The 22,288-nt window shown below is 46.1% G+C and carries 18 protein-coding genes; 5 read left to right on the top strand and 13 right to left on the bottom strand.

Features of this window, described 5'->3' with window-relative positions:
- Nucleotides 1-31: 31 nt before the first annotated feature.
- The 5 genes from speB to AR335_RS24335 form a co-directional block, all read right to left on the bottom strand.
- Entirely contained in the window at nt 32-910 is an 879-nt protein-coding gene (speB, locus tag AR335_RS17305) for an agmatinase (protein ID WP_062238245.1), read from the bottom strand.
- Between the two features lie 222 nt (nt 911-1,132).
- On the bottom strand, nt 1,133-1,960 hold the full coding sequence (gene speE / locus AR335_RS17300; protein WP_053356421.1) for a polyamine aminopropyltransferase: 828 nt from the start codon (nt 1,958-1,960) through the stop codon (nt 1,133-1,135).
- Between the two features lie 128 nt (nt 1,961-2,088).
- A complete protein-coding gene (locus AR335_RS17295; protein ID WP_369795850.1) occupies nt 2,089-3,120 on the bottom strand; it encodes a ketopantoate reductase family protein in 1,032 nt (343 codons plus the stop codon).
- 423 nt (nt 3,121-3,543) lie between these two features.
- Nucleotides 3,544-4,839, bottom strand: a complete 1,296-nt coding sequence (locus AR335_RS17290) for an amidohydrolase (protein ID WP_062238481.1) — start codon at nt 4,837-4,839, stop codon at nt 3,544-3,546.
- Between the two features lie 128 nt (nt 4,840-4,967).
- The gene (locus AR335_RS24335) at nt 4,968-5,141 is read right to left on the bottom strand and encodes a hypothetical protein (RefSeq protein WP_156419066.1); all 174 of its coding nucleotides are present in this window, start codon (nt 5,139-5,141) and stop codon (nt 4,968-4,970) included.
- A gap of 63 nt (nt 5,142-5,204) precedes the next feature.
- Between AR335_RS24335 and AR335_RS17285 the strand changes: the two genes are divergently transcribed.
- On the top strand, nt 5,205-7,271 hold the full coding sequence (locus tag AR335_RS17285; protein ID WP_062238243.1) for a transglycosylase domain-containing protein: 2,067 nt from the start codon (nt 5,205-5,207) through the stop codon (nt 7,269-7,271).
- A 195-nt stretch (nt 7,272-7,466) separates the two neighbouring features.
- Here AR335_RS17285 and AR335_RS24330 read toward each other — a convergent pair whose 3' ends face one another.
- Both AR335_RS24330 and AR335_RS17280 read right to left on the bottom strand, forming a co-directional pair.
- The gene (locus AR335_RS24330; protein WP_156419065.1) at nt 7,467-7,763 is read right to left on the bottom strand and encodes a hypothetical protein; all 297 of its coding nucleotides are present in this window, start codon (nt 7,761-7,763) and stop codon (nt 7,467-7,469) included.
- Between the two features lie 202 nt (nt 7,764-7,965).
- The gene (locus tag AR335_RS17280) at nt 7,966-8,493 is read right to left on the bottom strand and encodes a YwhD family protein (RefSeq protein ID WP_053356420.1); all 528 of its coding nucleotides are present in this window, start codon (nt 8,491-8,493) and stop codon (nt 7,966-7,968) included.
- A 212-nt stretch (nt 8,494-8,705) separates the two neighbouring features.
- Between AR335_RS17280 and AR335_RS17275 the strand changes: the two genes are divergently transcribed.
- Complete coding sequence (locus tag AR335_RS17275; RefSeq protein ID WP_062238241.1) at nt 8,706-10,019, top strand: NCS2 family permease; 1,314 nt, start codon at nt 8,706-8,708, stop codon at nt 10,017-10,019.
- A 118-nt stretch (nt 10,020-10,137) separates the two neighbouring features.
- On the opposite strand, the gene AR335_RS17270 is transcribed toward AR335_RS17275, so the two are convergent.
- From AR335_RS17270 to AR335_RS17250, 5 genes are all read right to left on the bottom strand, one after another.
- Nucleotides 10,138-14,502 (bottom strand): S8 family peptidase, encoded by a 4,365-nt coding sequence (locus AR335_RS17270; RefSeq protein ID WP_062238238.1) that lies wholly within the window; start codon nt 14,500-14,502, stop codon nt 10,138-10,140.
- Nucleotides 14,503-14,997: 495 nt separating this feature from the next.
- On the bottom strand, nt 14,998-15,891 hold the full coding sequence (locus AR335_RS17265) for an STAS domain-containing protein (RefSeq protein ID WP_062238236.1): 894 nt from the start codon (nt 15,889-15,891) through the stop codon (nt 14,998-15,000).
- Between the two features lie 118 nt (nt 15,892-16,009).
- Nucleotides 16,010-16,516 (bottom strand): YwgA family protein, encoded by a 507-nt coding sequence (locus AR335_RS17260; RefSeq protein WP_053356416.1) that lies wholly within the window; start codon nt 16,514-16,516, stop codon nt 16,010-16,012.
- 27 nt (nt 16,517-16,543) lie between these two features.
- Nucleotides 16,544-17,830 (bottom strand): HD domain-containing protein, encoded by a 1,287-nt coding sequence (locus AR335_RS17255; RefSeq protein WP_062238234.1) that lies wholly within the window; start codon nt 17,828-17,830, stop codon nt 16,544-16,546.
- Nucleotides 17,831-18,109: 279 nt separating this feature from the next.
- Complete coding sequence (locus tag AR335_RS17250) at nt 18,110-18,436, bottom strand: hypothetical protein (RefSeq protein WP_234293340.1); 327 nt, start codon at nt 18,434-18,436, stop codon at nt 18,110-18,112.
- A gap of 153 nt (nt 18,437-18,589) precedes the next feature.
- Between AR335_RS17250 and AR335_RS17245 the strand changes: the two genes are divergently transcribed.
- Nucleotides 18,590-19,393 (top strand): class I SAM-dependent methyltransferase, encoded by an 804-nt coding sequence (locus AR335_RS17245; RefSeq protein WP_062238230.1) that lies wholly within the window; start codon nt 18,590-18,592, stop codon nt 19,391-19,393.
- The gene (locus AR335_RS17240) at nt 19,389-20,228 is read left to right on the top strand and encodes a lipoate--protein ligase family protein (protein WP_062238479.1); all 840 of its coding nucleotides are present in this window, start codon (nt 19,389-19,391) and stop codon (nt 20,226-20,228) included. The genes AR335_RS17245 and AR335_RS17240 overlap by 5 nt, the downstream gene beginning before the upstream one ends.
- Before the next feature lie 46 nt (nt 20,229-20,274).
- Here AR335_RS17240 and pta read toward each other — a convergent pair whose 3' ends face one another.
- The gene (pta, locus tag AR335_RS17235) at nt 20,275-21,246 is read right to left on the bottom strand and encodes a phosphate acetyltransferase (protein WP_062238229.1); all 972 of its coding nucleotides are present in this window, start codon (nt 21,244-21,246) and stop codon (nt 20,275-20,277) included.
- Nucleotides 21,247-21,457: 211 nt separating this feature from the next.
- Between pta and AR335_RS17230 the strand changes: the two genes are divergently transcribed.
- The gene (locus AR335_RS17230) at nt 21,458-22,231 is read left to right on the top strand and encodes a sporulation protein (protein WP_062238226.1); all 774 of its coding nucleotides are present in this window, start codon (nt 21,458-21,460) and stop codon (nt 22,229-22,231) included.
- The last annotated feature ends 57 nt before the right edge of the window (nt 22,232-22,288 follow it).

The following is a 22,288-nucleotide window of genomic DNA, read 5'->3' as shown; positions in this document are numbered from 1 at the left end:
TACAAAAGGCTTTAGTCCTTTGTTTACACTATTATTTTTTGTTGACCCAGCCGAGGAGAATTTCCCGAAGGAATTTACTCGCAGCGATCTGCGTCTGTTCAGAAGGGTCATAGATCGGAGCTACTTCAACCAGGTCAGCACCAATCACGTTGATGTCAGACTCGGAGATTAAGTGAATCGCTTCCAGCAATTCTTTGGATGTGATTCCACCTGCTTCCGCTGTTCCCGTACCCGGTGCATGAGCAGGATCAAGAACGTCAATGTCAATCGTTACGTAGACATTGCGGCCGGCAAGCGCAGGAAGTACCTTTTTCAAAGGCTCAGCCACATCGAACTTATGCATATGCATGCCGGATTCTTTGGCAAATTGGAATTCCTCTCTCATTCCGGAACGAATACCGAAAGAGTAGACGTTTTCCGCTCCGATCAAACCGCACGCCTTGCGAATAGGAGTGGAGTGGGAAAGCGGCTCTCCCTCATACTGCTCCCGAAGATCAGCATGGGCATCGATATGGATGATGGCAAAATCATCATACTTGTTCTTCAATGCCTTAAAAATCGGCCAAGATACGAGATGCTCTCCGCCCATGCCAAGTGGAAACTTGCCGGCGTCAAGCAATGTTGCAACATATTCTTCGATAAGATCAAGGCTGCGCTGCGGATTTCCGAACGGAAGCGGAATGTCACCTGCGTCAAAATAATTTACTTCTTCAAGATGCTTGTCCGCGTATGGGCTGTATTCCTCAAGCCCCAAAGACACTTCACGGATTCTTGCAGGGCCGAATCGTGAACCCGGGCGGAACGATACCGTCCAGTCCATCGGCATTCCGTAGAGGACCGCATCTGCATTATCATAATCCTGTTTGCTTAAAATAAATACATTTCCAGAATAGGCTTCGTCAAATCGCATGACTTTTGTTGCCCCTTTCTCTTTCTGTGTGGCTTCAGCTCCGGCTTTCAGACCATTTTGGCAATTTACTTGCGAGAATGATGGGTTTACTTGCGAAACTGCCGGCTTTACTTGCAAAACTGGTAAGTTTACTTGCAGAAATCGGTCTTTTACTTGCGAAAAAATGAGACTTTACTTGCGAAACGCCTCATTTTTCATAATCGCTGAAGCTCGGCTTCAGCCTTACTTGATCAGATCTCCTACAAACTTCGGCAATGCGAAGGCTGCTTTTTGAAGATCTTTTGTCCAGTATTTCGTTTCGATGTCATGGAAACGCTCTTCGTTCACTTCCAATGGATCGTATTGTTTTGAACCGATCGTGAATGTCCAGAGCCCGCTTGGGTACGTCGGGATGTTCGCCGTATAAAGTCGGGTGATCGGGAAGATTTCGCTCACGTCTTTAAATACTTTTGAGATCAATTCAGGTGTAAACCAAGGGTTGTCTGTTTGAGCAACGAAAATACCGTCCTCTTTCAGCGCTTTTGAGATACCTTCATAGAAACCTTTTTCAAATAATTTCGCAGCAGGCCCTACAGGCTCAGTAGAGTCAACCATGATCACATCATACTTGTTCTCGCTTGTTGCGATGTGCATGAAGCCGTCATCCACTTTTACTTCCACGCGCGGGTTATCAAGCTCACCTGCGATTTCAGGAAGGTATTGCTTTGAATACTCGATAACCTTGCCATCGATTTCAACCAATGTTGCTTTTTCTACGGAAGGGTGCTTCAGTACTTCACGGATGACACCGCCGTCTCCTCCGCCGACAACAAGAACTTGCGTTGGGTTCGGGTGAGTAAACAAAGGCACGTGTGCTACCATTTCATGATAAACAAACTCGTCCTTTTGCGTGGTCATGACCATACCGTCAAGCACAAGCATGTTTCCGAATTCTTCTGTTTCTACCATATCAAGCTTTTGGAATTCTGTTTGCTCCGTCACATATGTGCGTTTAATTTTCGCAGTAATCCCAAAGTTTTTCGTCTGTTTTTCCGTGAACCATAATTCCACGTTCATCACTCCTCTATTTGAAATGCCAGGCATCGTTGTTCTTTTAACAAACATAACGATTATAGCATTTACCCTTTTGTTATTCCACACGCAATTTCGGTTAAACCTTACACCAGAGAGCTGACGATCTACGGTTTTGCTGAAACTGAGACAACACCGCTTTCAAACGGCTTGATTAAAGCGTACAAAGTTGCGGTATACGGCAGCTCCAGCATGCTTTGTTCCGCCAGCCTTAGTGCGCCTCCCTGCAAATGATCGACCTCAAGAAACAGGCTCTTGCGTCTGTCCTGATGCATGGAAGAAGTAGCTTCGTAAGGAAGGCCTTCAATTCGTTCCATTGTCTCCTCAATGTCCTGTTCTTCCAGTCCGACTTGAAAAGTATTGGCAAGGTTCTTCATTTCCGTCAGCACGGAACGGAACAGCTGAAGTGTCTCCTCTTGTTCTCGTATTCTTCCGATTGGCAGGTTGGCTGCCGTTGTTACTCCTGAGAAAGCCGTAATGAACATATATTTTTGCCAGAGACTTTTAATAATGTCAGGACTCAGTGCAGCATTCATCCTGCTTTTTTCCATCATTTGATAAAGGGATTCACACATTTCCTGCTGTGAAGAAACTAGCGCACCAAAAACAATGTCATGCTGCCCGCTCGTATGTATCACATGCCCTTTCTCGTCCAGGGTGGCAATGATAAAAGCCAAGCCGCCGAGCACAGCATCCTCTCCAAGCTCGTCCTGAAGCTTATAAATATGTTCGATCCCATTCAGCAGAGGAAGGACTCGAGCTCCCTGTCCAACAAGAAGTTTCAGGAAAGGAAGCGCCTGTTCAAGATGATAGCCTTTTAAAGATAGCAAAACAAGATCACAGGAGCCCGCCTCATCCGGATGAAGAATCAGCTTTGGTTCATCCAGCTCGTAATCTCCTGCCACACTATGGATAAACAGGCCCTGCTCCTCGATCTCTCTCTTTCTTCTTTCCCGTACTAAAAAGGAGACCTCGTGGCCCGCCTCAAGCCACCTTCCCCCAAAATAGACTCCTAAGGCGCCTGCACCAAACACAACAACCTTCATCTTCTCACCTTGCCTTCTATTATATTCGGAAATTTCTCTCTTTTTATAGTACCGCAAAGTAAATGGATACCCAAATGAAAAAACGGTTTCCATAGCCGCCTTTTTTCCTATCTTTTTTAACATTGAATGTTATCTCGCGGCAGATGGTATAATGAGAAGACAATAGTATAGGTTCCTTAGGGTGGTCGGCGCACTCCTATAAGCTAAAAGCTCAACCAATCGTGTAAAGGCTTTACGCGAAAGGGGGTGATGCCTCTGACGATATTTGAAGCGCTTATGTTTGCGGTCGCTTTTGCGTCCCTTATCGTTTCTGTTTTATCGCATAAAAAATAGACCGCCCTTCAGCCCCAACTCAAGGAAACGGTCTATTTTTCTGACTTTGCTTTGAATCATAGCCGATCCCCCTGGGGAGAGCCGACTATTGACAGCCGCTGGCCAGCATGCCAGCGGTCTTATTTTATTACGTTTCTGCCTTTATCATACCATCATTATAAAAATTTGTCAGTGAAAGCCTCATTAAAGCCGCTTCAAAAGATTTTCTGCACTTTGCTTCGCTTCAAACATCACTTTTTCTTCATCCATCGTCAGCAGTTCCCGATTTTTCATAACAATCTTCCCATCGATCATAACGGAATCTACATCCTGTCCGGCAGCGGCATACACAAGCAGAGAGGCATCATGATGTGCCGGCAGCAGATGCGGCTGGTTCATGTTAAGAAACAGCAGATCCGCTTTTTTGCCAGGTTCAATACTTCCTGTTTCCTGGCCGATCCCAAGAATTTCAGCACCGTTCTGCGTTGCCATGGTCAATACTTCATGAGCGGATAGGGAAGAAGCATCCTCATGAAGCAATTTTTGCATCCAGGCTGCTGCCTTCATTTCCATAAACATGTCCAGCGTGCTCGCACTTCCCGGACCGTCTGTTCCCAGCCCAACCTTCATGCCTCTCTTGGCAAGCTCGACCACATTGCTTGTTCCGCACCCGAGCTTGGCGTTGCTCACCGGATTGTGAATAATGCCGCCCTTAACCGATTCCAGAATGGAAAGGTCTTCTTCCGTAAAGTGAACGCCGTGCGCAAGAACAACCCTTGTATCTTCAAAAAATCCAGCCGCCTGCAAGTATTGCACCGGGTTCATGCCGTGCCGTTCCTGAATCATCACCCGCTCATCCGAGGTCTCTGCAAGGTGGGTGTGCAGCGGCACATCCAGTTCTTTTGCCAGCTTTACAGCGTCACTTAAGAAATCTGGCGGGCACATGTATGGTGAATGCGGGGCAACCATTGCAGTGATCCGACCTTCAGCGCTTCCGTGCCAGCGCTCCACAAGCTGGCGTGATTCCTCGATACGGTCACTGTAGTTGGAGTCCATCGCGATCATCCCTCTTGCCAACGAGGCACGTATTCCGGTCTCCTGCACCGCTTTTGCAATCGTGTCCATATCTATGTACATATCGGCATAAGCCGTCGTACCGCTTTTGATCATTTCCGCCATGGACAGCATGGCTCCCCAGTAGCGGTCTTCACTCGTCATCTTCATCTCTGCCGGAAGCATCTTTTTATTGAGCCAATCCATTAATGGCAGATCATCACTGTAGCAGCGCAGCAAGGACATCGGTGTATGCTGGTGCCCGTTGATGAGGCCTGGCATGATAAGAAAGTTCTTCACATCCCACACTTCATGATCGTTGTACAGGTGCTCCAGGCTCCCTATCTCTTTGATCGTATTTCCTTCTATTAATATATCATCCTGCTTCGCCGTCCAGGTTCCATTCATTTCATTAAGATATCGTGCATTTTTTAAAATCAACGCCATAACCCTCCCGTTTCGTCCTTCTGTATGGGACAAGTATAACATTTCCCTCTCTTCCTACGTTTAGAAGATGCCTTATCCTCCCATACTAGTTAATGAAAAGCTTTTTTTAAAAATATTGAGCATGGTCACTATTGGCACAGAGCTTCTTTGACAAATTGATTGGAGTGCAAGGTGCGAGACTCCTGCGGGATGAGCGTGACAGTTGAGACTCCCGCAGGCGCTTGCGCCAAAAAGTAGGCGTTCACGCCGGTAAGGCTCAACGCACGCCCCGCGGAAAGCGAGCAGCCTGAAACGGAAATCAACCGCTCCAAAGTGCATCAATGGTTATGCAAACATTTAATGAAAAAATGAAGGAGGGTATAGGCATGTCCTGGATCAAGCGCTGGAAGGGGTACACTGCATTACAAAAAGTAAAAGCAATCGGCAAACTGGCCGCCTTTATGAGCGGAGGAATGGCTGTATGCCTTCTCGGCGTGCTGCTGCTGGCCAAACTGATGGGCCCTCCTCCTTTGCTCGTTCCGCAGACGACTGTCATCCATGCCCTGGATGGAGAAGAGATCGGCGAAATCAATAATTCCGGTGAGAAGCGTTTTTGGGTTCCATTGGACAAAATGAGCCCTGCCCTTATACAGGCGACTATCGCCATAGAAGATAAGAATTTCTATCATCATCACGGTTTCGATCTAAAACGAATCGCCGCCGCTCTGCTGGCAGACATCAGGGCCGGAGCAAAGGTTCAGGGAGCGAGCACCATCTCCCAGCAGTTTGCGAGGAATCTCTTTTTAACTCATGATAAAACGTGGTTTCGAAAAGCGATGGAAGCCTTTTACACGATAAGGCTGGAGATGAATTATTCAAAAAATGATATTCTCGAAGGTTATTTAAATACCATCTATTACGGCCACGGAACATATGGCATACAATCCGCTTCTGCTTATTATTTCGGCAAAGATTCAAGCCATCTCAACGTTTCCGAAGCCTCCATGCTGGCAGGCATACCAAAAGGGCCAGCCTATTATTCTCCTCTCTATCATGAAGAACGGGCAAAAGAGCGGCAGTCCATCATCTTAAGAGCAATGGAGAAAAACCAGTTCTTGTCCAAGAAGGAAGCAGCGGCTGCAGCTGCAGCTCCGCTTACGATCGTGAGCGAAAAAGAAGAACAAAAGCCAAAAATCGCGCCTTACTTTCAGGCTGAGGTTATGAAGACACTGAAGAACAAGCTAAAAATCGACCCGAAGCTGGTAGAGCTTGGCGGACTTCACATCTACACGACCCTGGATGTTTCCATGCAGAAAGCCGCCGAAAAGGAGATTGAGGAACGAATCGATCAAAATTCCTCCATTCAGACCGCTCTTGTCTCCATGGATCCGAGGAACGGAGACGTTAAAGCACTCGTCGGAGGCCGGAGTTTTGCAGAAAGTCCATTTGACAGGGCCGTCCAGGCAAAACGTGCTCCAGGTTCAACCTTTAAGCCGTTCTTGTACTATACAGCGTTAAAAAACGGCTATACGCCATCCACTGCCATTAAGAGTGAACCGACCTCGTTTGCGATGGGGGACGGGCAAAAGGATTATGAGCCAAAGAACTACAACAACCTGTATGCCTATGATTTCATCACTCTCTCTGAAGCTCTGGCGCTATCCGATAATATTTATGCGGTCAAGACCAACCTTTATCTCGGGCCGAAAAAACTTGTCAAAGCAGCGCGCCAGTTCGGGATCAAGAGCCCTTTATCCAGTGTTCCTTCCTTAGCTCTCGGAACAAAAGGGGTAAGCGTCATGGAGATGACGAACGCCTATAACCTATTCGCGAACGGAGGCAAAAGGGTCGAACCGGTTTTCATTAAGAAAATCACCGACAGCAAAGGGAACGTTATTTATGAGCATCAATATAAGAAGAAACAGGTTCTCGACAAACGGGCGGCTTTCGTTATGACCGACTTGATGAAAGGGATGTTTGATGAAAAGCTGAACGACTACACGAAGGTCACCGGCTCAAGCATTGATCAGTACTTGACCCGTCCGGCTGCTGGAAAATCCGGCTCCACACCGACCGACAGCTGGATGGTCGGCTTTACACCGCAGCTCACAACAGGCGTCTGGATCGGCTATGACCAGGGAAAAGAGATCAACCGGATCAACGATGGGAGCTATTCCAAAAAAATCTGGGTCCATTACATGGAAGACGCCTTAAAAAATGAGCCAGCAACTGCCTTTAAGAAGCCAAAAGGCGTCGTCAGTATGATGGTCAATCCAAAAAACGGAAAACTTGCTACGGAAAATTGCCCAGTGAAGCGGCGTACGTATTATATAGAAGGAACAGAGCCAACAGAATACTGCCACGAGCATGCGGGGGACCGCCCGCTGGATGACAGCGGACTCGATCAGAAGAGAAAAGGGTGGTTTCAGAAGGTCTTTCCTTGGTGGCATTAATTTAATGAGGATAAAAGGATCCGCTCTCAGGTGTTTTAGGGCGGATCATTTGGTTTACTTGCGGAATTGATGCTATTACTTGCGATTCGACAAAGATTACTTGCGACTTTCCGTGCGTTACTTGCGAAAATGCCCGAATTACTTGCGATTCGACACATTTTACTTGCAAAACGCATCATTTTCAAAGGCTCTTTTCTAATAGATTGTTGCTTTGGAACATTTTTGTAAAGAGTCTTCATTGACAAGTTGATTGGAGTGCAAGGTGCGAGACTCCTCGAAAATGAATTTCACATTTTCTTCGTGCGATATAACGCTGCCGAAGCCTTCCTTGTCCTGCGGGACTAGCGGGACAGGTGAGACCCGCAGGCGCCTGCGCCGAGAAAGTAGGCGCTTGCGCCGGTAAGGCTCATCGCACGCCCCGCGAAAGTAGGTGTTTACGCCGGTAAAAGCGAGCAGCCTGAAACGGAAATCAACCACTCCCAAGAGCAACAAAGGTTACGAAAACAGCCTTTTCAAAAAAGCGCTCGAACAAAAACCTCGACAAAATAAACAGCCCGGGTGCTCGAAAGCTCCCGGGCTGTTTATTGTCCTAGCAACATTGTGTGTGCAATGCTAGTTTCAGTTTACTGTATTCCACGGAATTGTCACAAGTTTTTTAGAAAATGTTCAAAAAAGGTTCATAACTCTTCCAATTTTATGGCAATAATTTCCTTACTCCTTCTGGAGAACGGTTAAATGTGCCTTCATCATGGTTTTTCAAAAACTCTCCCAGCAGCACTTTTGATTTTTCATCCATGTCGTCGATGATAACATGGCCTTTTAATGATTTATCCATTCGGTTCACGTGCTCAGGCAGGCTTTTATAGCCTCGCCGTGCTTCTGCATCAATCTGCATTTCACATGCAGTCACACCGTAATAGAAAGGCCCTTCTTCATTTCTGTTAATCGTTACCCAGACGAGCCAGTACAACCTTGGATTTGGAGTATTGGCTCGGTCAGGCGTAAATTTAATACGCTTTTCTATATCACTGCGGGCATGCATCGCACCCATGTCCACATAGGCATCACCATCAACAGGGTCTACGATGACAGGCGTCATATGGTCAAGGCTTAACGCTCCTACTCCGTAACCGCCATGGCCGTCTGTAGAGTCACCGCTTAAAATCGTGAATCCCATGCCTTTTTTGTTTTTATTCTGATCTGATCCGAAAATATCCTTCATGATAAACCTCCCGACATCACTTCAATTCTATCTCTATTTTACCACAACTCTCAGCGATTTAAGACTGCAATGCCTTTTACCCTCGTATCATATGAAGATAAAGAGGTAACAATACAAAGGGAAAACGTGTTTAAATAGATTGCATTACATCCTAAAAACGAATATTATAATTAAGTATTCAAAAAACGTTCGTATTTATTGGAGGTACTCCCATGTTTTCATCATTCTTTAGACTAAAAGAACGCGGAACTAACGTAAGAACCGAAGTCATTTCAGGGATTACAACCTTTTTAACGATGGTCTACATCGTTGTCGTCAACCCTATTGTTCTTCACTCTGCCGGGGTTCCTTTTAATACAGTTTTCATAGCAACCATTATCGCTACGGTTGTTGGAACGCTCTGGATGGCACTGTTCGCCAACTTGCCAATCGCCATCGCGCCGGGAATGGGGCTCAATGCCTATTTCGCTTTTTCAGTCGTCGGCAACCATACCAATATCTCGTATCAAACCGCTTTTGGCGCTGTGTTCGTAGCTGGTATTATCTTTGTCATTCTATCATTGACACCTTTTCGCGAAAAATTAATCGAGGCGATTCCCGCCAACTTAAAATACGGCATCACCGCTGGAATTGGATTGTTTATCGCCTTTATCGGAATGCGCATGACGGGGATCATCACCGCTCATAAAGAAAATTTGGTCGCTTTGGGAAACCTCCATTCTCATTCCGTTATGCTTGCGCTCGCCGGATTGGCTATTACGCTCATCTTAATGGCTTTGAATGTGAACGGTGCGCTATTCTTTGGAATGATTATTACCGGAATTATTGCGTACTTTACCGGCCAATTAAAATTCAACGGCATCGTTTCCGTTCCGGAGATGCCAAAATCTTTATTCATTTTCGGAGATCCGATGAACGCTTTCGCTGACGTCTTTCATTACGGACTATTCGCCGTTGTCTTCTCCTTCCTGCTCGTAACCATTTTCGACACAACTGGAACAATGGTCGGTGTCGCCGAGCAAGCCGGTTTAATGAAAAATAATAAAATGCCAAAGGCCCGTGAAGCTCTGCTTGCAGATTCTGTAGCCACTACAGTAGGTGCAGCTCTTGGAACAAGCCCGACAAGCGCTTATATTGAATCTTCTTCTGGTGTAGCAGCGGGAGGACGTACAGGCCTTACATCTGTTACAGTTGCAGCTCTTTTTATCATATCTGCCTTTTTCTCGCCGCTGGTGGGGGCCATATCCGGCCTTTCAGCGATAACAGCTCCGACGTTGATCATTGTCGGCAGCCTGATGCTTGGCGCTTTAGGAAAGATCAAATGGGATGAGCTGGACGAAGCGTTCCCTGCTTTTATTATCATTTTGACCATGCCGCTGACATCAAGCATCGCAACAGGGATTGCTTTCGGGTTCATCTCCTACCCGCTATTAAAAATTGCCCGCGGCAAATGGCGTGAAGTACCTTTTCTCGTGTATTTGTTTGCAGTATTGTTTTTCTATCAGCTCGCCTTCTTGCCTCATTAAAAAAAAAGTTCTTTAAAGCATATTGCAACATGGAGTTTTCTCCAAAATGATATTAAAAAAGGGAAAGAAGCCAGCTGATCACCATTCAGCTGGCTTCTTTCAGTATATATAGATTTATTTAATTGATATTCAGTTTTCCTTGTGCGGTTTGACTTGCGCTATTGCCGTATTCATCTTTTACTTTGACTTCCACGGCTGCTCCTCTGACTTTTATGTTAGAGGTTGCCGTGTAGTATCCTTCATAATGTCCAGGCGTTGTCTCTTGCATAGGAAGCTCTGTTGCGTTGGTTACTGCTGCAATGGCATTCGTGAGCGGCATATGAATAACAAACGAGGCATCCAGATCCTCAGAGCTGTCGAATTCAATCTTGACCGTCTGGCCGGACTTCAGGTTTTTATCGCTGTCCGGCTTGAGGTTCTCGATGACAAGGTCCTCATACTGGGCATACACGGTTACTTTTTTAGATACGGCATTGCCAGCCTTATCGGTTGCCGCAACTTTAATCACGTTTTTCCCTAACTCGAGCATCTTTCTGTAAGAGTAGCTGCCGTCCGCTTTGACGGTCACATCCTTTCCGTTTACCGTAACAGATTTAAGGTGGTCTTCTGTTACTTTTCCTTTAACGGTTACGGTCTCTTTGTTCGTTTTCAACCCGTCTGTCGGGCTGTCGATGACCAGCTTCGGCTTCTTCTGATCCAGTGTCACTTTCACAGGAGCTGATGCATCTGTGCTTCCTCTGTCGGTAACCACCTTGGCGGTCAGGATGTTTTCGCCGTTGGAAAGTGTGACATCTGCTGCAAACTTCCCATCTTTATCCGCTGTAGCTTCTGCCGTTTTTTCTCCATCTTTTAACACATGCACTTTAACGTTAGGAGCGGTTTGCCCTTCCACAGTCACCGTCTCTTTATTGGTAAAACTTCCGTCTGCAGGAGACGTAATAACAGGAGCCGTTACTTCATAATCCACAAGCGCGCGGATCATGTAGTTCCCTTCATCCGCTGGTGATGGTGACCAGGCACCCCCGACATACTGCCAGCTTCGGCCCGCATTCGTTCCGTCTTCATCTGTAGCAAGTCCTGGCGCATTCGGATTCGCCTTAACTTGGAAATACACCATGTAGAAATCACCTGATACTTGAATGCCATAGCTGGAGAGGTCGATTTTCGTCCATTCTCCGTTTCGAAGAGCCGTAGCATCAATAGGCCCGGCTATTTTCTTGCCAGGTGCTCCATCCGGTCCGCTCGCATCATAAACCGCAACTTTCATTTCCGTACCGCCTGGAACCGGCCATTCCGTATCCCAGAAACGGAACATTCCGCCCGTTACCAATCCTTGCTCTTTTCCTGCTGGCAGGGACATTTTAACACCCCAGCCGTTGCCTGCATCGTAGAAGGCATGGGCATTTTCAGCTGTTCCGTCATCATAGCCGATCTCTCCGCCCGGTGCGGAAATAAACGGCTTAAGCGCTGCATCCTTATCGGTTGTTTCATTTCCATTGACCACAGCCTGCATGTCTTTGCCATAGTACCCGGAAGCCATGACCTTGAGGGTATACGTGCCTTCATAGACATTAAGGCTGTAGTTCCCGTTCTCATCTGTTTTTACTGGCTGGACCGCAGCATCCTCTGCCACATAAACGACAGCATCCTTGATCGGAGCTCCGGTTTGCTCATTGGATACCGTTCCTGAGATTGTTCCCTTTGGAATCTCTTCCAGCACAAAGTTCTTTTCCGTTTCACCGTCTGCTGAGATATGGACACTCTGCTGCTGTGAACGATAGCCATAAGATTCTGCAACGAGTGTGTAGTCTCCAGCTGCATTCGTCAGAGAGTAAGTTCCGTTTGCAGGGTTGGTTTTCGTGGAACGCCCTGTTTCCAGCACACTCACCTCGGCATTGATCGGAAGGCCGTTTGGAGCTGCCGCTTTTTTGCTTTCATCGGTACTCTTGAACTCAAGTTGGTTCACTGGCTGGATTTTTTCTGGATTCACTGCTTTTTTCGCAGCGTCCTTTACATCGCCTGCTGTTTTAGCTTGAAGCTTTTTGCCAGCCTTTGTTGTTCCAGCAGGAGCAGCGGATAATTTTACATCATCCAAATACCAGCCTGGCTTCACGACGCTTCCGTCCGTTTTTAAGTTAAACGCAATATAGATCCGCTGGTTGGCATAGGCAGAAAGATCAACCTGTGCATCCAGCCATCCATTGCTCTTGTTCGTAAATCGGGCTTTTTCTACCCAGTTCTGCTGATCGGCAGAAACAAAGATCTGCGCATAATCATAGTTGTTCTCGATTTCATACCAATGCTTCAGCTGCAGGTAGGCAGGGCCGTCACCCAGATCTACAGGCGGCATCATCAAGGCCATGTTTGCACTGTTGTCATAATTTCCTTCAAGATTGGTTGCATACACTTTTGTGCCTGATGCTGCGTTACCTGGCCCTGAAGTCGGGGTACCCCATTCCCACGTATTTTTATCTCCCCAAGAGGTCCAACCAGCAGGCTGAGTTTCAAAATCGGTGGAGTAGCCTGTACTGATGCCAGGATGAACGTCCACGCTGTACGTATCAGTGGTTACGTCGTTCTGTCCGTAATCTGCGATCTTCCAGCGGTAAGATACCGTTGGGACAGCAACCGCATTTCCCGGGAGAACCGCGGAATATGTTCCTTCACTGTAGTTTCCGCTCGTTCGTTCCGCATCAACAGACTGCCAGTTTCCTTCGCGGTCCTGATACTGAAGAGTCACTGAAGAAACACTGACGTTATCCTTGACTGTGATCGATAACCGAAGGCCCATGCCCGCATACGTATCAGCTGGTGCTTCATGCGTATAGGTTGGTGCTTCTGAATCTTCTCCTTCTTTCATGACAGCACCCTTCACTTTACCTAACCCGCTGATGATGGAGGATACGGCATCAAACGCATTTACCAGTCCATATCCATATCCATTGTTCGGGCTTTCGGAGTACTCACTGTCCGTTAGAGGAGTGGCTGTGGTTTTAAGAATTTCTTCAATATCGGATACAGTTAGAGAAGAATTGACCTGTCGCAGAAGAGCCACAACAGCAGATACATGGGGACCTGCCATAGAGGTTCCGTTCCATCCTCCCTCATAGTTGTTGCCAGGAATGGAAGAACGGATGTTGACGCCTGGAGCTGAGATCTCGGGCTTCATAATGCCGCCATACGGAGATGGTCCCCGCAAGGAGAAAGAAGCAAGTTTGTTGTTGATGTCTGTGGCCCCGGTTGCAAAAGACTCCGGGTAATTAGCCGGGTTGGCGACTGATCCAGGTCCGCCCGGATTCGTTAACGTAGTGTTACCTGCGGAAAATTCGGGGAAGATTTCGGCTGCACGCCAGTTTTGTACCATTTGACGGTACCAGTCATCGATGCCGGGTCCGCCCCCCCATGAGTTGTTCACCACATCGGGTGCTTTTTCGGGATGGGGGTTCCCGGAAGCATCTGTCGGAGCGATGATCCATTGTCCTGCCTCAAGCAGATCCGCATCACTTCCTCCAGAAGGAGTAAAAGCCTTAACAGCGATCCATTTTGCTCCAGGTGCTACACCGATCTGGTTGTTTCCGTTCGGTTCGCCTCCTACCATGGTGCCCATTGTATGCGTTCCATGGTTATTATCATCATACGGCGCTGCTCGTCCAGCGGTCGCGTCAAACCAGTTGAATTCATGGTTTACTGAACCGTTGGATGCATTATAGCCGCGGTATTTTTCTTTTAATGCCGGATGGTCCCACTGTACTCCGGTATCGATATTGGCTACGACTGTCCCTGAGCCATCGATTCCCATGTTCCAAGCTTGCGGCGCACCGACTCGGTCGATGTTCCACTCCACGGATGCTGTTTCTGCTTTCGTTTCTTTTCCAGCTTTAGCGGCCTTATCTGCCGCTTTAGCTGCTTTTTTCGTAGGAATAGCTTTTCCTTTTGCTTCCTGTACAGGCTGGATATGCCTGATTTCATTAGGAAGAACCTTATCGACTTCAGGAAAAGAAGCCACTTTTTCCATAACAATCTTTGTGGCTGTAACCGCCATCCCGTTCACGATAAAGTAGGAACGGATATCCTTTGCGTTCCCTTCCTTTTCTTGCTGACTTAAATATTGTTTTACACCAGTTTGTGTTTCCAGCGCGGTTGCGCGCAGTTCGGAAACGACGGCGGATCGTTTGTTCAATTCTGTTTTATAGGCGCTGAGCTTCTGTTTCTTAGCCATTTGGGCAGCTTCTTTTGACGCCTTTGCTGAATTGGCCTGTTCCTTGAACTTAATGAGGAAGGTGACCAGATCCTTATCGTCAAATTGCTTTTGAAGCTTGCTGCTGATTTTGGCGCCGCCTGTCGCGTTGGCTTTTTTCATGGATACGAAGGCTTGAGTTTTTGCAGTTTTTGCAGATACCGCTGCACCTTTCGGGAGCAGTAAAGGAAGCAGTAAACACAAGCACATCACTAGACTGAATAAGCGAAGATGTTTTGCTCTCATTCGTTCATCGTCCTCCCTTCATTTTTCACCGCTGAACCGACAGAAATAACTAAACAACCCTCCTTCTGTTGAATTTGGTGTAAAAACTATGTAAGATCCCTGGAAGATAGTTTAATCATAAGGGATGAAAAATGAGGAAGTCACCAGAAAATTCCGAATTTTGTAAAAATGAATCGATGGTATTTGTAAAAGAATGGGTATTACTGCGTGGTATTCCTAATGTAAAAAGGGTGAATTGCCTTTAATAGTTTACAAAATACTAAATCATTTAAAGGATTTATTTGTTTTATTTGGAAAAAATTTCATTATAGTCGAAAAGACTCAGCCCCTCAATCTTTTAGATGCAGCTAAACTATTTTACCGGCTATTTAGTCATTCACACACGTACCAAACCATAACAGCGACAATTATCACAGTTCCATTCTCCTGTTTTATCCCACATAAAAAAGCTGATCTGCCGCCGTTCATATTTCAGGCATAATCAGCTTTTGGGACTTAAAATATAGAGTTTCCTGAGGAAGCAGGCTTTTCATTTTTTCGTTCAAATCCCACCATTGTGATGGCTTGCTGCAGGCTTCCGCATACAGAAACTCCCTCAAAACTAACACCTAAAGAGACAACAGTCTGAGCAATTTCAGGGCGAATCCCTGTTAACACTACTTTAACTCCAAGCAGTTTCAATGAGTTGATGACTTGAAACAAATTATGAGCAACCATGGTATCGATGATCGCTACTCCTGAGAGATCAATCATCAATTGTTCCACTTGAAGTTCTGTGCAGCGGGTCAGCGTTTGCTCCATGATCATCTGGGACCGGTGTGTGTCAATCTCCCCAATAATCGGAAGCACGGCAATTCCCTTCGCCAGAGGTACGACCGGAACCGAAAGTTCAAGGATCGCAAGCTGGGCGACCTCCATCTTTTTACGGTTATGCCGGACGAAGGCGATGCTATAGCTATAGATGCACCGGTCTAGCAACGTGTCAATAATGGATGTAATTTGTATGAACTCTTTCCTCGAAAGATCAACTTTATCGGCTTCCTCATCAATGATATGCAGCATAGCCTGGCGAAAAAAACGAAGGCCATCCAGCGATTCATCCAACGGAATATCCTCCAGAACAGCAATTTCTCCTGCTTTTTCTCCCCATTTCGTAATTTTTTGAAAGGAAGTATCATAGTCAGATACCAGCGCTTCTCCCAAATAGAAAAGAAACTGTTCATATAATTGCTTACTTTCTTCTTCTGTAATCGTCCTCAGCTTCCGATCCATCATTTTCTTGATGGATTCGGGGTTCTCCTTCATCTGAAGATAGGCTGATCTCTCGGTTATCTTTTGGATCTGCTCTACAATTCTCTCACTGATGAGCTGAATCTTCCTTTTGTTCATATGTTCTCCCAGTAACCATTAGAATACTTTTATTTTACAAGAATCTATTATATTTACAAACAGTATTTTACATAGGCATAGAGAATAAACATTAATCAGAGCGCCCGAAGAGGTATACTTACTGAACAATGCAGTTTTCAAGCTGGCTGATAAACGTATAACCCTCCTGAATTTCTGCATCGCTGTATTTTTGTTTTGCCTTTAATGTCTGAATCTTGACTTTAACTTCGTCTGCCGGCAAATGCGAAAAAAATAAAATGGTAGAAACAAGTTCGAGAAATCGTGAGGACTGTTCGTTCATGGACCTTACGCATTCCCCAAGTTTCGGTATCTTCTTTCCATAGCTAGTCAAAAAGTCTTCTCCCTCATTATTTAGAGAATAGCGGTATTGGGAATAGCCGCTGACTTTTTCTTTGATTTCATGCACATAGCCCAGGTTGCACAGTTCTTCGACGCGCAGCGTTAATTCTTCTGAATAAGGGCCGTAAAAGTGAAACTCATATTTTTCCTGAAAAGGGAAGTTCAGCTTTTTAGCGATATAAATCATCTTCTGCAGCTTTTTTCGACCGATGACTTCCCCGGCCTCCTTAATGACCGTTATGACCTTTAAATGATCATCAAACACAGTATTTCCCCCTTAGCATAAAACCTGTTAATCCTTTTTCAGTATGTGTTTTATCTTTTGTTTCAGCTTATTGTCATCTATCTTTTCAATCAGATCAGCTGGATAGTAGAGCTTATGGTCTGTTCTTCTTTTCCCTGAAATCGCTTCTACTACATCTGATTCTCTCGAAAGTTCACGGATTTCGCCATTCGCTTTTAAAAGGTTGATAGGCAGCCTTTCCTCTTTTTCCCCTGGTCTGTAAAAGTCGTACGGCAAATCAGAGGAGGAGTCAATAACAAGATAGTATTTCGGGTCGATGCCCGCTTCCTCAAAATAACCTGACAGGCGCAGAACCTCTGAAACAGAAACCATCTCCGTGTATTTAAAAAGCTTCCGGTCCAAAAAGCGGCGGCAGAGGTCACGCAAGATTCGGTCTTCCTCGTCCATCCAAATTTGGAAATAATACTGCATGACTCCCTCATCCAGCTTTATGTAGTCCTCTAATGTAATTTCCCCGTCGAACAGTGAGCGGAAATGCGTTAAATCCTGCTTAAATTGATAGCCCCCCTGATAGAGGTCCTTTGCCCGGTGAAGGATTTTGCTCAAAATCACTTCGGCGCTTCTCGTTACCGGGTGAAAATACACCTGCCAATACATCTGGTATCGGCTCATAATATAATCTTCAACAGCATGCATGCCGCTTGCTTTAATAACGGCTCCGTCTTCCATCGGGCGCATGACCCGGAGGATTCGCTCGAGATCGAAGTTTCCGTAGCTTACGCCTGTGAAATAGGCATCGCGGAGGAGATAATCCATCCGATCAGCATCTATCTGGCTGGAGATCAAACTGACGACCAGCTTGTCATGATAGGTCTTTTCGATGACTTCTGCTACTTTTCTGGGGAATTCTTCTCCTTGCAAGCGGAGAACCTCATTCACTTCCGTATCGCCTAAAAGAATATCCCTTGTATAATCTTCATGATCCACACCGAACACTTTCTCGAATGAGTGGGAAAAAGGTCCATGTCCAATGTCATGCAGCAGTGCAGCACAAAGAACCAGCATCCGTTCGTCTTCGTTCCAGTGCGGCCTGTTTTGAAAAATTTCAACGATCCGTCTTGTAATCTCGTATACGCCGAGAGAGTGGCTGAAACGGCTGTGTTCAGCTCCATGAAACGTCAAATAGGTAGTACCCAGCTGGCGAATCCGTCGAAGGCGCTGAAATTCACGCGTGCCTATCAGCCGCCAGATCAGCTCGTCCCTTACATGGATGTAACGGTGAACCGGATCTTTAAACACCTTTTCTTCATTCAACTGACCCATTTCTTTCGCCATATCGTAATAAATGCTCCTTCAGCCGCAATTAGTTTATGTTTATAGTTCTGCTAAAAAAAGAAAATCCCTTCTCATGCTTGTGTTCGCCAGAAGGATTGTCCTATTTGCTGTATGATTATTTTCATTGTGAAGTATACCCTATTTTACGCGGTTTTGAATCATGAAACAACAAACAAAAAAAGCGGTTTTCGACAGCTGTATATCTTCTTTCGCAGCCATGCTTTCTTTTTCTTGTGCTATCAAAAAAAGAAAGGAGACCCATGGGGCGCTCCTCTCTTTTTATTGCGTATCAACGACCTGGCTGTCTTTGTCCTCCTGCCGGTAGGCGTCGACCAATAATAAAATGGCAGAAATAATATGCATGATCATGCCGACAAACGGGATCCATGCGATGCAGGAAGTCACGATGCCGAGAATGCTTCCGTGCCTTGCTGTCCCTTCTTTCGCTGAAAAGACGAGAGTAGCAATATGGAGGGCAAGCGCAATAGCAAGCGGGGTCCACAGAAAGGAAACCACGATGGTTCCTCCTACAAAAGGAATGCCCAGGAGCGCTTCAAATCCTCCTGAAACCCACTTTAACGTCCTGGATAGGTTCTTCTTATTCAACAGATCTCCTCCTTTTGTCCTTTTCTCTTCCATTCACTATACCTATGCTTACGTAAATACATTCCAAAAAGTTGCAATTATTTTTCCGGCATGGAAGCTCTGCGGCCTGTTGCGTTATACTAGTAAAGAATGATAGAAGCAGGAGGTTGACTCGTGGATCACACACAACAAAACCAGAACAGTCAGGCTTGGAATGAAAAGTCTTACGAAGCCTGGACCCATCGATTTGGCGAGCCGGCGAAAGCCGCTGCTAAAATAAAAAAAGACCCGGTAAAGCGGCTGAGTCCGCTTGAAACCTATATAGGCGATGTGAAAGGAAAAAAAGTCTGCAATCTTCTTGGATCCCATGGCAGCAAAGCGGTTGCTTTGGCACTGCTTGGTGCAGAAGCAACCGTCATCGACCTTTCGGAACCGAACGAACGCTACGCTAAAGAGCTTGCCCGTGCGGCCGGCGTCCCGCTTCGCTATATCAAGAGCGATGTTCTTGAGCTGCCGGAGGAAGAACTTTCAGGAGAATATGATCTTGTTTTTACAGAGAACGGAATTCTTCATTATTTTACAGAACTGGTGCCTTTCTTTACGTCGGTATACCGCTTGCTTAAACAGGGTGGAAGGTTCGTCCTGCAAGATTTCCATCCGATCTCAACCAAGCTGATTGCCTCACAGGGAAAAAGCCAGTCTGCCAGAAAACACAAGGTGAGCGGAGACTATTTCAGTACGGCTCTGGAAACGGTGGATGTATCGTATTCCAAGTTTCTTCCTGAGCTCCAATATGCGACGGAAGAGGAAAGAAAGCCATTTCAAGTATCCATCCGCAAGTGGACACTTGGTGAAATCATTACTGCGATCGGAGCGTCCGGCCTGTTTATTACAGGGCTGAAAGAAGAGCCGCATCCTGGTGATTTTGACCAGGGTATTCCTAAATCCTTCATCATTGAAGCGGAGAAGCGTGATTAGTATGAACGCTTCATTGTTATTTCAGCCAAAATGGCGCATCATCGACCAGTCAAGCCTCGGTCCGTCTTTTGATGCCCTGCAGTCTTTTGCAATGGATGATACGCTCTGCACATCGATTGGAGCTGGAGAGTCTTCTCCTACCGTCCGTACTTGGGTGCATCATGACACCATTGTCCTCGGCATCCAGGATACACGTCTTCCGCATCTGAACGAAGGCATACAGTATTTAAAATCAAGGGGATACCGGGTGATCGTCCGCAATTCGGGCGGTCTTGCTGTGGTGCTTGATGAAGGCGTATTGAATATTTCCATCATCCTTCCCGAAAAGGACAGCAGTATCGAGATCAACAAGGGATATGACACGATGGTCGAACTCATCCAAAAAATGCTGAGCCCGTATGGTGTTGATTTCGAAGCAAGAGAGATCACCGGCTCGTATTGTCCGGGAAGCTATGATTTAAGCGTGGATGGAAAGAAGTTTGCAGGCATCTCACAGCGGCGGATCCGCAATGGGGCGGCCGTGCAGATCTACTTATGTGTCAACGGGAGCGGTTCCGGGAGAGCAGAAGCAATCCGGGAGTTTTACCGTCATGGTCTTCAGGGAGAACACACGAAATTCAGCTATCCCGAAATACGGCCAGACGTGATGGCCTCACTGTCAGAGTTGACCGGAACAGAGCTGTCTGTCAGCGATTTGATGACTAGACTCCTCTTTGTATTAAAAGAAGAAAGCAGCCACCTCGTTTCATCCCCTCTGTCCGTAAGTGAGATTCAATTACACGATTACAACTATCAGCGGGTATGGGAACGAAATGAAAAAGCACTGGAGATTTAATCTCTCAGTGCTTTTTTCCATACAGCAGGGCGCTTACGCTTTTCTTTTATAGCGCCTGCATGGCCGTAATGAGGGCAAGCTTGTAAACATCTTCCTCGTTGCATCCGCGGGAAAGATCGTTCACCGGCATGTTAAGACCTTGCAGGATCGGTCCGATCGCTTCATAGCCGCCGAGGCGCTGAACCATCTTGTATCCGATATTTCCTGTTTCAAGGCCTGGGAAGATAAAGACGTTCGCTTCACCTTTCAAAGGAGAATTTGGTGCTTTTTTCTGTGCAACCGATGAAACAAACGCTGCATCGAACTGAAGTTCACCGTCAAAAGGGAAATCAGGGTTCATTCCGCTCAAAAGCTCAGTCGCGTCTACTACTTTTTCAGTTTCAGCTGATTTAGCTGATCCTTTTGTTGAAAAGCTTAAAAGCGCCACTTTTGGGTCAATGCCGAAAACTCTTGCTGTATGTGCGCTCACTAATGCAGACTCAGCAAGGTCAGCGCTAGATGGTGCGATATTGATGGCACAATCAGCAAAAACATATTTTTCTTCGTCTTTTACCATGATAAAAGCGCCGGATGTCTTTTTAATACCTTCCTGTGTTTTGATGATCTGCAGGGCAGGGCGAACAGTATCAGCTGTGGAATGAGCAGCTCCGCTCACAAGTCCATGGGCTTTTCCTGTATAGACCAGCATGGTGCCGAAGTAGTTTTCATCCAAAAGAATTTGGCGTGCCTGTTCTTCTGTAGCTTTGCCTTTGCGGCGTTCTACGAAAGAAGCAACAAGGCTGTCGAATTCAGGATAATGCTTAGGATCGATTAACTCGATGTCGCCAAGGCTGACTCCAATTTCCTTTGCTCTTGAAGTGATCTCTTCTTTATTTCCAACCAAAATCGGTTTAAGGACGTTTTCTTCAGCCAATCTGGCTGCTGCAGTAAGAATGCGTTCGTCGGTGCCTTCGGGGAACACAATCTTGGGATTCTGCTGTTGCACTTTTTCTGTTAAATCTTTAAATAAATCGCTCATGCGAGATCCTCCTCTTCGGGTTCATTCCATACTAGGGTACTCTTTTTTGCGCCTGTTTTAAACCTATTCCCTGAATTGAAAGCGCCTGTGCCAAGAAGTTGTTATTTTTAGAAAAATGGAAAATATAAAAAGGATAATTATGTAATCTGTTTGAATCTTTTTAAAAGACAATACGTATATCTTATTATCAATTTCAAGGAGGATGTCCAATATGTCTTTTATGAACAAAATGCTGGCCAGTGTTGGAATAGGAGGAGCGACCATTGATACGATTTTAACCAAAAACAGGTTCATTCCCGGAGAGGAAGTAAGCGGCACCGTGCAGATTACTGGCGGAAAAGCAGCACAGCCGATCGACTCGATTTCGATTTTCCTGATGACCGAATACATAAGAGAATCCGATGATAAGAAATACAGGGAACAATCAGCTGTAGCCCGCCACCGTGTATCTGATTCCTTAATCATACAGCCCGGGGAAATGAAAAAGATTCCTTTCTCGTTTCGTATTCCCTTTGATGTTCCGCTGAGCATCGGACATACACCGGTGTGGCTGAAGACCGGGGCTGATATTAAAAATGCAGTTGACCCGTCAGACAAAGATTACATTACCGTAAATCCAGGGCCTCTTGTCAGAAGAGCGATGGAAGCAATTGAAGGACTGGACTTTGTGCTGCGTCAAACGACTTGTGAAGCTGCTTCACGCTATATAAGCGGCCGCCTGCCGTTTATTCAGGAATTTGAATATGTGCCAACCGGCATGTTCAGGGGTAAACTGGATGAACTTGAAGCGGTATTCCTGAGTGACGGCAGTTCCTTGGAGATCATATTGGAAATAGATAAAAAAGCAAGAGGGCTGTTCGGCATGCTTGAGGAAGTGATGGATATGGATGAAAAGCATGTCCGGCTGGCCTTTACAGAAAGAGAGCTTCAGGACACATCTATTCTTAGCAGTAAAATCACCGCTGCCATTCAGCGTTTTGCGTGATCTCTACTTAATGCTCTCCCTGTCTGTCCCGAACAGCGGGGATTTTTTTTTATTCAA

The organism is Fictibacillus sp. FJAT-27399, assembly GCF_001510655.1.
Lineage (GTDB): Bacteria > Bacillota > Bacilli > Bacillales > Fictibacillaceae > Fictibacillus_C > Fictibacillus_C marinisediminis.
The sequence above is the reverse complement of the archived record's forward strand: the minus strand, read 5'-3'. Positions and strand labels throughout refer to the sequence as shown.

Excerpts from the sequence above, each read along its gene's own strand:
- speB (WP_062238245.1), bottom strand. The coding sequence starts at position 910 with ATGCGATTTGACGAAGCCTATTCTGGAAATGTATTTATTTTAAGCAAA.
- AR335_RS17295 (WP_369795850.1), bottom strand. The coding sequence starts at position 3,120 with ATGGAAACCGTTTTTTCATTTGGGTATCCATTTACTTTGCGGTACTAT.
- AR335_RS17290 (WP_062238481.1), bottom strand. The coding sequence starts at position 4,839 with ATGGCGTTGATTTTAAAAAATGCACGATATCTTAATGAAATGAATGGA.
- AR335_RS17285 (WP_062238243.1), top strand. The coding sequence starts at position 5,205 with ATGTCCTGGATCAAGCGCTGGAAGGGGTACACTGCATTACAAAAAGTA.
- AR335_RS17280 (WP_053356420.1), bottom strand. The coding sequence starts at position 8,493 with ATGAAGGATATTTTCGGATCAGATCAGAATAAAAACAAAAAAGGCATG.
- AR335_RS17275 (WP_062238241.1), top strand. The coding sequence starts at position 8,706 with ATGTTTTCATCATTCTTTAGACTAAAAGAACGCGGAACTAACGTAAGA.
- AR335_RS17270 (WP_062238238.1), bottom strand. The coding sequence starts at position 14,502 with ATGAGAGCAAAACATCTTCGCTTATTCAGTCTAGTGATGTGCTTGTGT.
- AR335_RS17265 (WP_062238236.1), bottom strand. The coding sequence starts at position 15,891 with ATGAACAAAAGGAAGATTCAGCTCATCAGTGAGAGAATTGTAGAGCAG.
- AR335_RS17255 (WP_062238234.1), bottom strand. The coding sequence starts at position 17,830 with ATGGCGAAAGAAATGGGTCAGTTGAATGAAGAAAAGGTGTTTAAAGAT.
- pta (WP_062238229.1), bottom strand. The coding sequence starts at position 21,246 with ATGAGCGATTTATTTAAAGATTTAACAGAAAAAGTGCAACAGCAGAAT.
- AR335_RS17230 (WP_062238226.1), top strand. The coding sequence starts at position 21,458 with ATGTCTTTTATGAACAAAATGCTGGCCAGTGTTGGAATAGGAGGAGCG.